Annotated in this window: 11 protein-coding genes; 5 read left to right on the top strand and 6 right to left on the bottom strand. The window is 43.5% G+C overall.

What is annotated here, in order from left to right:
• Nucleotides 1–255 precede the first annotated feature (255 nt).
• Complete coding sequence (locus tag EO95_RS13355) at nucleotides 256–594, top strand: protease inhibitor I42 family protein (protein ID WP_048135373.1); 339 nt, start codon at nucleotides 256–258, stop codon at nucleotides 592–594.
• A 324-nt stretch (nucleotides 595–918) separates the two neighbouring features.
• On the opposite strand, the gene EO95_RS13350 is transcribed toward EO95_RS13355, so the two are convergent.
• Nucleotides 919–2,115 carry a methionine adenosyltransferase gene (locus tag EO95_RS13350; protein WP_048135371.1) on the bottom strand — a complete coding sequence of 399 codons (1,197 nt, stop codon included), beginning with the start codon at nucleotides 2,113–2,115 and terminating at the stop codon, nucleotides 919–921.
• 495 nt (nucleotides 2,116–2,610) lie between these two features.
• Between EO95_RS13350 and hisG the strand changes: the two genes are divergently transcribed.
• The 3 genes from hisG to hisB all read left to right on the top strand — a co-directional run bounded on the left by hisG (nucleotide 2,611) and on the right by hisB (nucleotide 5,036).
• Entirely contained in the window at nucleotides 2,611–3,480 is an 870-nt protein-coding gene (hisG, locus tag EO95_RS13345) for an ATP phosphoribosyltransferase (RefSeq protein WP_048135369.1), read from the top strand.
• Nucleotides 3,481–3,569: 89 nt separating this feature from the next.
• Nucleotides 3,570–4,307 (top strand): 1-(5-phosphoribosyl)-5-[(5-phosphoribosylamino)methylideneamino]imidazole-4-carboxamide isomerase, encoded by a 738-nt coding sequence (gene hisA / locus EO95_RS13340; protein ID WP_048135367.1) that lies wholly within the window; start codon nucleotides 3,570–3,572, stop codon nucleotides 4,305–4,307.
• 153 nt (nucleotides 4,308–4,460) lie between these two features.
• Nucleotides 4,461–5,036 carry an imidazoleglycerol-phosphate dehydratase HisB gene (gene hisB, locus EO95_RS13335; protein ID WP_048135366.1) on the top strand — a complete coding sequence of 192 codons (576 nt, stop codon included), beginning with the start codon at nucleotides 4,461–4,463 and terminating at the stop codon, nucleotides 5,034–5,036.
• Nucleotides 5,037–5,224: 188 nt separating this feature from the next.
• Here the strand turns inward: hisB and fdhD are convergent, their stop codons facing one another.
• The 5 genes from fdhD to EO95_RS13310 all read right to left on the bottom strand — a co-directional run bounded on the left by fdhD (nucleotide 5,225) and on the right by EO95_RS13310 (nucleotide 10,046).
• Nucleotides 5,225–5,959 (bottom strand): formate dehydrogenase accessory sulfurtransferase FdhD, encoded by a 735-nt coding sequence (fdhD, locus tag EO95_RS13330; RefSeq protein WP_048135364.1) that lies wholly within the window; start codon nucleotides 5,957–5,959, stop codon nucleotides 5,225–5,227.
• Between the two features lie 65 nt (nucleotides 5,960–6,024).
• Nucleotides 6,025–7,452, bottom strand: coding sequence for a hypothetical protein (locus EO95_RS13325; protein WP_156164064.1), 1,428 nt, complete (start codon nucleotides 7,450–7,452; stop codon nucleotides 6,025–6,027).
• A 37-nt stretch (nucleotides 7,453–7,489) separates the two neighbouring features.
• Nucleotides 7,490–8,428: a hypothetical protein gene (locus tag EO95_RS13320; RefSeq protein WP_048135362.1), complete on the bottom strand. Its 939-nt coding sequence runs from the start codon at nucleotides 8,426–8,428 to the stop codon at nucleotides 7,490–7,492.
• Between the two features lie 37 nt (nucleotides 8,429–8,465).
• Nucleotides 8,466–9,455: a type IV pilin N-terminal domain-containing protein gene (locus tag EO95_RS13315; protein ID WP_268767910.1), complete on the bottom strand. Its 990-nt coding sequence runs from the start codon at nucleotides 9,453–9,455 to the stop codon at nucleotides 8,466–8,468.
• A gap of 111 nt (nucleotides 9,456–9,566) precedes the next feature.
• Complete coding sequence (locus tag EO95_RS13310; protein ID WP_048135383.1) at nucleotides 9,567–10,046, bottom strand: type IV pilin N-terminal domain-containing protein; 480 nt, start codon at nucleotides 10,044–10,046, stop codon at nucleotides 9,567–9,569.
• A 301-nt stretch (nucleotides 10,047–10,347) separates the two neighbouring features.
• Here EO95_RS13310 and EO95_RS13305 point away from each other — a divergent pair, with 301 nt between their 5' ends.
• On the top strand, nucleotides 10,348–10,782 hold the full coding sequence (locus EO95_RS13305; RefSeq protein ID WP_048135360.1) for a type IV pilin: 435 nt from the start codon (nucleotides 10,348–10,350) through the stop codon (nucleotides 10,780–10,782).
• Nucleotides 10,783–12,224: the final 1,442 nt, after the last annotated feature.

Here is a 12,224-nt window from a genome sequence, read left to right as displayed (position 1 = left end):
CGACCACCGAGATCTACACCTCTCTATTCGTCGGCAGCGTCAGATGTGTATAAGAGACAGGTGCTACACTGCCTCAGTGCACCATCTCCATATATGGTGATGGTATTTATGTTTTTCGCTGGTGCAGGTGATAATTGCTGACATTTATATCATTTTTCATATTTATCAAAAATACTTTTGTATATTACAGCGAACATAAAGCATAATTACAGTAAGAAAATGAACAGATTTCACAATATGGAAGGGGTAGGGAATATGGTCACCCAAATCTTTACGAACGCCAATAGTTTTGATACGGTCAGCATCAACCTTGGAGACACTTTTGTGGTAAAACTCAGGGATCAACCCGGAGAGCACCTGTACAGTAAGGATAACCCTGTTGCCGAAACTGTATGGAAGATGGAAGCTGAGGAGGGGCTCAGACTGCTCCGGGAACAGTTTACTCCAGATGTCCCGGATACAAAGACTGTTCCAGGGGTTCATGAATGGGAATACGAGGCTGTAAAACCAGGCACCTGGGAAATTGAAGGCAGTTATACTATTTTCCGCTTTGGGGGCGAGGAGAAGTTCAAACTAATTGTTAAGGTTATATAAAAATTTCCTTGAATTAAAATATTTTTATTTTTCGGAGGCTCCCTGAGAATATTAAAAAACTGCCTCAGATGGCTGAAAATATAGTCTTACCAGTTGAGGATTCTTAAAATACTTGAGTTCGGCAAAATACCTGAAAGGTTGAAATACTCCTGAAAAATCCTATCTGCACGGCAAGTCCTGTTTAAAAATCCCATTTTAAGATCGCGGACTCTTAATGGATTGACTGTTGATGGATTGACTGTTAAGACAGGTACAGTAAAAAAGATGTGAAAAGAACCCGAAGGTCCCCCTCGATATTTTTTGCCTCAGATATGTTTGGTTTTATTAGAAGGTGTTCAGTTCTCCCTTGATAACCATTTCTGTGATTTTTGTCACATTGGAAAGCCAGTCGTCAATTACAACTTCAGCTTCCGATTTGACCGTTGCAAAGGAGGTGCCTTCTTTTGGAATGATCTGAGCGCTTGCCACAAGCGGCTGGTCAATGGGCTTTCCGATCTGGGAGAGCAGCCTTATATTGACGTCATGTACGTCAGGAACCTGTTTTACTATATCCCGGGCCATCTGTGTCGAGAGGAGGTTGTAGATTTTTCCGATATGGTTAATCGGGTTCTTTCCACTGGTTGCCTCCATACTCATAGGCCTGTTAGGTGTGATCAACCCATTGCAGCGGTTTCCGCGCCCTACAGAACCATCATCTCCCATTTCAGCTGAGGTTCCGGTGACTGTAAGGAAGATACAGCTCGTTTTCAGGTTATCGCCTGTGTTAATCTGGACCTTCACGTCCCGCTCAGTATAGTGTGTTGCAAGCTCTTCCACATAGGTCTTCATTTCTTCAGTCATGCTTATGTAGCTGTCCAGATCGTCAATATACCTCCCTATCATGCCGCTGCATATAGTAAGGGTTATATCTTCCCCATCCCTGAGCCCCATAACCTTCATGTCTTCTCCTATTGCAGGCATGCGGGACTTCAGATCGGTAAGGAGCTGCCTCTCTGTATTGTAGACAATATTTTCAAGTTCAGAAAATGGGGCATGCCCAACTCCGAAAGAGGTATCATTTGCAACCGGTACCCTGTCTCTCTTGAAGACATCTCTGAGGTCTGAAGACCCTGTCCCGAGTTTGCAGTCCATGATCACGTCTCTCTCAAGATCCATGTTCACCAGGGTATTTTTCAGGTACTTGCGAGCAGCCTGGAGGGCTACGGACTCGGTGGCAAGCTCGGTGCCTTCGAACTCTTTAGTGGCTCTGCCCACAAGGAGCATATATATGGGCTGAAGTACCTCTCCGCCTCCGAATCTCGGGCTGGATCTTCCGGCTACAATCTGGGTTTCATCAGTGTTGTGGTGGAGTACAGTTCCACATTTGGTTATGTATTCCCTGCATAGCGCTCGGCTTACGGCTTCGGCAAGTCCGTCCGATATGCTGTCAGGGTGCCCTATTCCTTTGCGTTCTACAAGCTCTATCCGCTGCTTTTCGATCGGGGTTTGCAAAAGCTCTTCTACTTTTATATTTCGGGCCATTTGGATCCTCTTTTTTCAAAATGATGGATACTTTTATTACTAAATGTCAATATTATCGCTTTATTAATCTTTAGTCTGTTGGCTTGAGCAATCTACTTCCTTAATGGTAATTTTCAAATTAAATACTAATGTAATTACAACATTTATAATATTATTTATATGACTCGATAGTCTGTTTCTATTAAATTACTACGGCTATATAATAGTTCCCATGTATTCATTACCAGTAGTAATATTCGCTTTATATAGGCTGTCTTTCAGCTTTAACATCACAAAATTAGTCTATTTCCTTTGTGTAAAAATTTCTCTCAATGTGACCCGAATTATCCTTATCACAGGGTTTCTGGAAAAAAGATTTACATTGAGCCTCACCGTGAAGTCTATATTATACAAGAGTATTCTGAATAAATGTTTTATACGGAATGAGCATACCCGGGGTAAGCTTCCCGGCAGATTACTTAGATCATTTAGATCACTTATTAGAGGACAGAGCAGATGATTCGCATTGCAATACCCAATAAAGGGCGCCTTCACGAACCCACAATGTCTCTTTTTAAAGATGCAGGGCTTCCCATTAGCGGAGGAGCCGAAAGCCGAATACTCTTTGCAAAAACTACGGACCCTGATATTCATATTCTCTTTGCCAGGGCTGCTGATATACCTGAGTATGTACAGGACGGAGCTGCAGATGTAGGTATTACCGGAATGGACCTGATTACGGAAAGAGGGGCAGATGTTGAGGCTCTTCTGGACCTTAAATTCGGGAGAGCAAGCCTTGTTCTGGCGGTCCCTGAGGACTCCACTTTCCAGAAAGCACAGGATCTTGAAGGCAAAAAAGTGGCGACCGAGTTTCCGGAGATCACGCGCCAGTACTTCAAAAACCTTGGAGTTAACGTTGAAGTTATAAAGGTCAGCGGGGCCTGCGAAATGACTCCTCATGTGGGAATTGCGGACGCCATTGTAGACATTTCAAGCTCAGGGACAACTCTCCTGATAAACCACCTGAAAGCTATCGACACAGTCTTTTCTTCAACTGTTCATCTGATCGCTAACAAAAAAAGCCTCAGGGAAAAGGACAAAATCCTGGATATAAAAACTGCACTCGAAAGTGTGCTCAATGCAAAGAATAAGCGATATTTGATGATGAACGTTCCCGAAGCTTCCCTTCAAGCAGTAAAAGAGGTTCTTCCGGGAATGTCGGGTCCAACAGTCATGAAGGTTGAGTCCAGCAAATCTTCTGCAGAATCGTTCCTTGCTGTTCATTCAGTTGTGGACGCAGACCTGATCTTTACCCTGGTAAACAAGCTCAGGAAGGTCGGTGCAAGGGATATACTTGTCGTCCCCATCGAAAGGATCATGCCCTGAAAGGAAAATTACCTGGAAAAATTAAAGACATAAAAATAACCGAAACAGAAGATGGTTTTCTTGCAGATATGCCGGAGATGTGGTTTTCTATGGCTTTTGAAGTGATTCCTGCAGTGGATATGAGAGGAGGAAAGTGCGTTCAGCTGGTGCAGGGTGTGCCTGGCAGTGAGCTCGTATCCCTTGAGGATCCTCTCGCAGTTGCTCTTGACTGGGTCGGAAAAGGGGCAAAGACCCTTCATCTGGTAGACCTTGACGGCGCAATAGAAGGGGAACGAAAAAACGCTCCCATTATCGAAAAGATAGTCCGGATATGCAGGGAGAAAGGCGTGAGTATTCAGGTTGGAGGAGGCATCAGGAGCTTTGAAGATGCAGCTTCCCTTCTTGAGCTTGGGGTTTCAAGGGTAATTCTCGGAACCGCCGCCCTCCAGAATCCTGAACTTGTAAAACAGCTTTCCAGTGCCTTTGGAAACTCATGTGTAAACGTTGCGCTGGATGCAAAGAACGGGAAAATCTCGATCAAAGGCTGGACTGAGGAGTGCGCGCAAACTCCTGTCGAAATGGGCAGGAAGTTTGAAGAGCTTGGGGCTGGAAGTCTTCTTTTTACAAATATCGATTCCGAAGGCCTGATGCAGGGGGTAAATCCCCTCCCGACAAAGGAACTTGTAGAATCGGTCAGCATCCCTGTAATTGCATCCGGAGGGGTAAGCTCTCTGGAAGACCTTCAGGTCCTGAAGAAGACAGGAGCCGCAGGGGTTGTGGTAGGCAGTGCCCTTTACATGGGCAGGTTCACTCTCGAGGATGCGATTAAGTCTGTCCTCGGTGACTGATCAGGTTGCTTGTTTTTACCTATGAAGAGGCTTTATTCATCAGCCCATTTCCTTATTTTTTCCGGAGCAAACCGAATACCATGGATAAGCAAGGAACAGGTAAGCAGCTACATACAAAGTATTTAATTATTTTAAAAAAGAATGTGATGGTGTATGAGAACCGGCAGAATCTCCCGTAAGACAAAGGAAACCGATATCCAGCTTGAGCTTAACCTTGATGGTAATGGCATTGCAGATGTCAGTACAGGGATTGGATTTTTTGATCATATGCTTACTTCTTTTGCAAGGCATGCCGAGTTTGACCTTAAAGTGCGTGCCGAAGGCGACCTTTATGTGGACGAGCATCACCTCATTGAGGATACGGGAATAGTCCTTGGAAAGGCTCTTGCCGAAGCTCTCGGGGATATGGCAGGAATAGCCCGTTTCGGGGAAGCCAGAATCCCAATGGATGAAGCTCTTGCCGAAGTTGCCCTGGATGTCGGCGGGCGCAGCTATCTTGTCCTGAAAGCCGATTTTGTTGCCCCGCAGGTAGGGCAGTTCAGTACCCAGCTGGTGCGGCACTTCTTCGAGACCCTCGCCTCAAATGCGAAAATTACCATACACGCCAGTGTCTACGGAGATAACGACCACCACAAGATCGAGGCTCTCTTCAAGGCTTTTGCCTATGCCATGAAACGGGCTGTAAAAATCGAAGGCAACGAGGTAAAAAGCACGAAGGGTACTCTCTAACCCCCGAGTTGCGCTACCCGAGTTGCGCCACCCGAATTGCGCCACCCGAATTGCGCTTCGGGATCGCAGGAAATCGGAGATTTCCTGGGAGTTGCACTGCAAGTGCAACAGTACGCTGTCCTTTTCGCTGCGCTCAAGAGGACTATCTTATAGCTTCGTTTGGCGTGAATTCTTAATGGTTAACTCTTTTAACTCTTTATTTTGTGAACTTTGACCCGCCACTCATTTGCAAATACCAGCATTGATTCCGGCCTTAGCTGTCCCACGAGGCACATGTTCGCTGTTTTTGCAGCCTCGACTCCGGAGTCAAAGGGCATGGCTTTGGTGGCAACAAGGGGAATTCCTGCACGTGCGGCTTTTGTAATCATGTAGGCAGGCTGCCTGCCGGTGGAGAGCATATAGAGCTGTGACAGGTCAAGCCCCTTCAGGAATGCGGTTCCGATCACCTTGTCCACGGCGTTGTGTCTTCCGATATCGACAATCTGCGCTGCAAGCTTTCCTTTTCTGTCTATAAGGGCTGCAAGATGAGTTCCTCTGGTTAGCTTGTATGTCTCAGATTCGAGATGATCTGTGCCTGCAAAAAGGGCCTCTGGATCAAAAACAGCATCCGAATCTACGAAAATCTGTGCCCTGGCTGCCTCATCTCGCGGGGTTCGGCTTTCCTTTTGAGTCAGGATATGGACCTCATTACCTTCCATCTCAATTCCCGCAATCTCCCCGTAACTGATAGCTCCCTCTGTTATCAGGTGCCCGACTGCGAGCTCTTTTAGCTCAAAAGGAGAGGAAAAAAGGGTCGTAAATGGTTTCCCGTCCAGAAAAAGTTTAACAGGGACTTCCCTTGCAAGCAATACTTTAGTGTCTTCGGTCCTGCCGTCGGAATGGATTCTTCTGACAGGGTAAGGAATTGTGTATCTCTCTGGCATATGGATCTGGATTCCGCTTTTTCTGTATAAGCGGGTATAGTCTCCATATGCCTTTTTCTTTTCCGTCAGTCTAAGCGCACTGCAAGGTAGTCTATATGGAAAGTTCCCTGTTCATTATTCCATGCCTTGACATCTAGATTGAAAGTAAGACTTGAAGGGGATGATGGCGACATGGAAAATGTGTATGTATTATTATATACTATCCAGTTACCACAGGGTATTTTATTTGTTGTGACAGACTTTCCTCCCACCTGAGATTCCATCTCGGGTTCATTTTGCACTTTATCATACTTGTAGACCATTAGGATCGTTGCTTTGGAGGGGCTGGATTCAAATTTTGTATAATTATTAAATCCGAATGTTAGCTGGAGATTCTTTTGTTCATCTATTGATTTTGAAAACTCATTTTTAGAGTAATAGGGAGTTACTTGTACGCCTTGTGAATCTCCTGTTGGCAACGATGCTAGGGGATCATAATCTATTAGAAGGGCAGGATCTGGTGATGGAGATAAAACCATTCCGTTGTAAGTCCCTGAAAATGTATCGAAGTAGTACCAAGTGCCCAGTTTCATCACATTTCCGCTTCCGTCAGGTAAGGCTTCTCCTCCTTTTCTTCCAAGTTCCGCACAGAGTACGGTTTGATTGACGTGAATATTGTAGTTTTTATTGCCTGTGGAAAGGAAAGAAAGACATACATAGTCATGCGGTACGGATTCTATGGTGTAATCAGTGCCGTATACAAGTCCTTTATCTTTTGCCGTATTGTTGAAGTAAGTGGCCCAGGCATCCGTATAGTGGGTGGAAATGCTCAGGTTAAAAGAGTCTATTACTCCGTCCGCTTCCGGGTCACTGTTGATAATATGGCCTATTGAGCATCCTGTAAGACGCAGGGCGGTGAGAGTGCTGGAAGAGACAGATTCAGGTTCCCCTGTAAGGTTGATGGCGTTAAAAGTAACTGTATAATTGCCCATATCTTTAGTTATATTGAATAAAGGATCGTGTTTCATCTGGGAATTCTCACCCTGTGCAAGGATAAGGGCCCCGTTCTCGTACCTGAAAACCTGATCGGGGTATTGCCTGTTTTCTGAATAATAGGTAATGCCTCCACAATGAACTGGGTCACGGGTATTATTGCCGAAAGTTATACTCATTGTACAATCTTCGGTGTTTACTGCAAGCTTACTGTTAGATTTGGAGGGTTCGAATACCGGGACATCTCCCCCTCCCATGCTGAAAGGAACAGTTGCGGAAAGACCATATGGATAATTAATATCCGAACTCATGAACCGGGTGAACATATCTGCCCTGGTTTTCACGTCCTCCATATTGCTCCATGAATCATAACTATAGTCTCTTTCCGCATCAATTTTCCATTCGGGAGTATAGTTTAGTTTGACCACTGCAATTGCCGTGAATGCAAGCCCTAAAAGCAGCACAGCTGCAATTGCGATTGCGGCTGCGGATTCGGATTTTAATAGGCTTTTCCGAGACATTTCTTCCTTTCCCCCTGTTTCCTGGTTCAATATCAGCTTAGATTCCTATTCCCGGTTCTACCTTTACGATTGTCTTACTCACATAGAGCCTGTTCAGGTCCTTACTACTTGATTCAGAGGGGAAGGTTAAAATCACAGTGTTATTTGTTGGTGGTGGAAGGGTATAATCATAATCTTTTATCTTTGCATCTTCCATTGTTTCTTTAAGGTACAGATACCAGGCTTCAGGATGATCAGTATTAACCGTTAAATTGAAGGAAGTCACGTTATCACTGTCACAGAGGGTCTCAAACTCTTCGCCAGTGAGGCGGAGAGAGCATCCTGTATTTGAGGATATGGTGTCGGAGGGTGCAAACTTATATTTATCGATCTCCACAACGTGTATCGAAACGTCGTATCCATTTGCCGGTCTGGAGAAGCGCATCGAAGGGTAAAGCATCATAGAAGACCGTTCCCCCTGTGAAAGGATCAAAGCTCCTCCTTCGTATGTAAAGTCCTGGTCTACATAATACCTGTTTTGTGAAGTGTAGCTTACAGCGCCACAAGTGATTGGGTCGATTTTTTCGGTCCAGTTTCCTTCGGAGTTTGTATTTATAATTATTTCACATTCATCCTTGTTTACTGAAAGAGTCCCGCTGGACTTTATGGTGCCAATAAGCGGGACATCTCCCCCTCCCATATGGAAAGGTACACTCATAGTAATTTCAGTATTTGGTGAATCTGAGTCTGATGCCAGGGCTATGGTCATCAAGTCGATTTTTGATTTGAGGTCTGCCATATCCTCCCAGACATCATTCATGTGTGAATATTCCGCATCATTTTTCCATTCCGGGATATAACCAATCCTGACCACCGAAAATACGCTAACAATGATCGCAAGCAGCAAAACTGCCCCTACAACCGTTGATGATGCAGATTCCGAACGGAGAGAAAAGGGCTTGCTTGCCTGTGAATTTTTTGAAATTTTTTCTGTCATATCTTCAAACCCCTGATTTAATGCCCTTCTTCATAAGTTAATACTCCAAGTGGATCCCTACAAAATCAACATGGAAAGTTTTATCAGCATTGTCGCCCGCGTGCCCATCAGCTAATATCCTGACTTCAAGATTTTCTAGTTCTGTGGTGGTTTTCACATATTCAGTTATGGGATAATCTTCTTCCACGTAGTTATTTGAACCATCAAAGGAGATCGGGGGAGCCAATTGGGTCCACTGGGATCCATTATATATTTCTGGTTTCATCGTTATCCGACTGTTGTCATGCCGTGTACAGACAATTTTCAGGGTAATATTGGTAAATAATGTGCTTTCTGGAATTTCCAGCTCCTCTGTATCTATGGCAAAAGTAAAATTTTCGTACATCAGTTTATCTTTTGGTATATGACTGCTTGTGGATTTCCCGTTGATTTTATCGACTAACTCCGTATCCAGCGGTTTTTCCGTGTAACTATCGTATGCTGTTCCACCAGGAAATGTATGGGGAGTTATCCACTCAGGGAACTCCTTACCCTTTATCCAGAGTTTTGTTTTCTGAATAACCTGGCTGGACTCCGTGTGCACAAAGTAGAAATCAACGACATCTCCATGTTCAATATTTATTTTACTGCTGGGGTCGATTACGATGCAATCTCCGAGTGCAAAGACGCCATCAGTGATGATGTTGTTTCTTTCTGGGTCAAAGACTTCAAAGTCAGACATATCGAATTCTGCCCGTTCCCCGTCAACCTCGAGTATTATCTTGATGTATTTAAGGTCAATTTCCTCGCCCCCGTTATGGAAAATCTGCACTGTGTCTTCTGAAGTGTTAATGTTTTCCCGTAGGTTGGTATGTGGAGTATGCGGGGGGTCCATTGATCCCTCATCCGAAAACACTGTAAGAGCGACTGCAGAAAAAGCCAGCACAACAATAGCTATCATTAACACCGCCCCCATTACCTCTGAGACTGCCCGGCAGTCCCGGGTAAGTCCCCTGCACTTTTTATTCCCCTCCGCGATAAAAGTCACCCTCTACAAAATTCTACACTGTCTCATGCATTGTTATTTATTGGATATTAACTTGTCTCTTAAATGACCTCTTAAAAATAGCAAGAAATTTTTAACAATCCCTAACGCTCTTCAGAGTATTGCCTTCTTAATCACCTGTCTGGACTCCGTGTGCACGAAGTAGAGATCGATGTCATCCCCACTTTTGAGATCTATTTTACTGCTGGTGTTGATTTCGATGTAATCCCCGAGCGTAAAAACATCTTTAGAAGACAGCCTGTTGCCTTTGTGGTCAAAGACTTCGACAATGGGGTCAGACATATTGAACTCAGCCTGCGTTCCATTGACGCTGATTATGACCTTGATGTCTTCAAGATCAATGGCTTCCCCTCCGCTGTGAAAGATCTGCACCGTATCTGCACTTGTATTGATCCTCTCCTGCAAATCAGTACGAGGAACATGCGGGGGATTCATTGCCCCATCATCTGAAAACACTGTAAGAGCTATTGAAGAAAAAGCCAGCACAACTACAGCTACCATGAGCACCTGCCCTATTACCTCTGAAACTGCCTGGCAGTCCTGGCCAAGTGCCCTGTATTTTTTACCCTCCACGATAAAAATCACCTTCTATAAATTTCTTGCCTAACTTCCTATAATGTTGGTGATTGAATATTAACCTGACTGTCTTAAAATTATTCTTTTCGCCCGCTGAGTTCTCCGGGTAACTATTATAAAAAATAAGTAACATAATTACTGAATAATATCAGAGAGTCCCAGCAAAAATTTATATACGAATGAAGAATATCTTTGAGTGCAGTTATAAAAAGTAGTAATTGTAAATATGTGTATTTAAGTGTCAATATTCAGACAGGCTGTCCTGTCTGGATGTCTTAAATTCAGGAGGGAGTAACATATGGATCTCAAAAAAATATTTAGGAACGATAGGGCAGTGTCCCCGGTAATCGGTGTCGTGCTGATGGTTGCAATCACCGTCATCCTCGCTGCCGCAATCGGCTCTTCCGTCTTTGGCCAGAGCCCTTCAAAATCAGCACCGCAGGCGAACATTAATGCAAAATTTACTAATTATACCAATAGTATCCCCGCTAATATAACCATTGAGCACCTTGGTGGAGACTCTATTAGTTGGGGTAGTGCAGAACTCCGTTTCTATGATGTAAACGGTTCAGAAGTTGATGTGAATACTAATGGTTTAACTGATTACTTCAACGTTGGAGATGTTGAGGGCCTATACATTAATGATACAATGAATCCAAACTCTCTTTATAATGTAAAGATCGTTGACTCAGTGACTAACCAGCTGATTTGTGATAAAGAATTGAGGACTTAAACACAACTTTCTAAATTGTGCCCATTTGGGCGCATTTTCTTTTCCTTTTTTCTGAGTTGTTGCCTTTTTCTGAATCCAGTTTCTTCTGTGCCTCATCATCATATTTTTGAAATTTTGTCAATCTCTCTTACTTGCCGCAGATCTCTCACAAAACAACTCTCTCGCATCGTTTTTGTATGTCTAATTATTATTCATGTGGTTCAAAAATTGAGTGGAAACTTTAGTGGAGGTAATAAGGTTGAAATGAGCCCTCTAAAGGTGCATGTAATAAGTTATACAGGAAAATACGACCGTTAACTAGTATGACTTGGCGCGGCATCTGAGGAACTATTGTGAAACATTACATTGTGATGGCTGAAAGTCTTTGTTTTCAGAATTACAGACTGCCGCAGAATGTATGAAGATTATTTTTGTTTCTTCGTGGGATCTCAGATCTTCGATTGTGATAATAAAAAGTTTAATCCTGCGTAGCTGCCCGTTTTAAATTCACTTTCCTGAGCATCGGGGGCACTTTTTCTGGTGCAACAGTATTCTAAACTTCTTTTGCAGAGAACAAATGGCGGGGTTAAAATACTCAAATCCAAATAAAATTAAAATCGCGCATATATTTTGTTAATAAGTGAGTGTTCTTTTTATACTCCTAAGTAGTTCCTTGTCTAAACTATTTATTAATTTTTTGCATGTTTACTTAAATTATATATTTATCCACAAATACTTCTTCTCTCAGTAATTTCTAGCGAATGATAAATAAAATTGGATCTTCAATATATAACGTTTACAAAAAACATTCTAAAAATATAAATAATAATTTTCATTTTTTAAATGAAAATTTTTACGTATGTTCATTACTTATTAAATCCCGGATTCGATTTTTATCATGGCATTATAGGCTTTAAAATTGATAGTTCTATTATTTTTTGGGGGGAGGGAAAAGGTGACCATGTGGGGGTCGGTGCTGAGGTCGTAGTCCGTGCCTTTCTGGAGGGTACTCTCTCTGGCTAAATCTTCAAAATACTTTTCCCAGGCTTCCGTGTTTTCTGTGTAGATTGTAAGGTTCACGGATGTGACGTTAGCTTTTACAGTTTCGTTTGCATTATTAAGGGGATAGACGGGTCCGAAGTCTTCGGAAGTCAGCCTTATGTCCTCTATGGTGTTGCTGGCCATTACACCGCGTTTTCCTTCGAGGGTCACAGCCCGTACTGAAAGGTTTACGGAGGAGATGCCGGTTCCATTTTCTAGCACAATTCCCGGGGAAAGTTTCATCATGGACCTGTCGTCTCTGGCGACGATCAGAGCTCCATTTTCGTAGCAGTAAGTTTCGTCCACGTAATGGATGTTAGTAGGCCGGTATGAGACCGTGCCGGTATAAGATAGAGTATTATTGCTGTTGTATCCCTGTCTCTTATACACATCTCCGAGCCCACGAGACGGACTCCTATCTC

Source organism: Methanosarcina sp. 1.H.T.1A.1 (assembly GCF_000979295.1).
In the GTDB taxonomy this organism is placed as follows: Archaea; Halobacteriota; Methanosarcinia; order Methanosarcinales; family Methanosarcinaceae; genus Methanosarcina.
This window is presented reverse-complemented; position numbering and strand designations above follow the sequence as displayed.

Coding starts and splice junctions, on each gene's coding strand:
- EO95_RS13325 (WP_156164064.1), bottom strand. CDS start 7,452: ATGTCTCGGAAAAGCCTATTAAAATCCGAATCCGCAGCCGCAATCGCA.
- EO95_RS13305 (WP_048135360.1), top strand. CDS start 10,348: ATGGATCTCAAAAAAATATTTAGGAACGATAGGGCAGTGTCCCCGGTA.
- hisG (WP_048135369.1), top strand. CDS start 2,611: ATGATTCGCATTGCAATACCCAATAAAGGGCGCCTTCACGAACCCACA.
- EO95_RS13355 (WP_048135373.1), top strand. CDS start 256: ATGGTCACCCAAATCTTTACGAACGCCAATAGTTTTGATACGGTCAGC.
- EO95_RS13320 (WP_048135362.1), bottom strand. CDS start 8,428: ATGACAGAAAAAATTTCAAAAAATTCACAGGCAAGCAAGCCCTTTTCT.
- hisB (WP_048135366.1), top strand. CDS start 4,461: ATGAGAACCGGCAGAATCTCCCGTAAGACAAAGGAAACCGATATCCAG.
- hisA (WP_048135367.1), top strand. CDS start 3,570: ATGGCTTTTGAAGTGATTCCTGCAGTGGATATGAGAGGAGGAAAGTGC.
- fdhD (WP_048135364.1), bottom strand. CDS start 5,959: ATGCCAGAGAGATACACAATTCCTTACCCTGTCAGAAGAATCCATTCC.
- EO95_RS13350 (WP_048135371.1), bottom strand. CDS start 2,115: ATGGCCCGAAATATAAAAGTAGAAGAGCTTTTGCAAACCCCGATCGAA.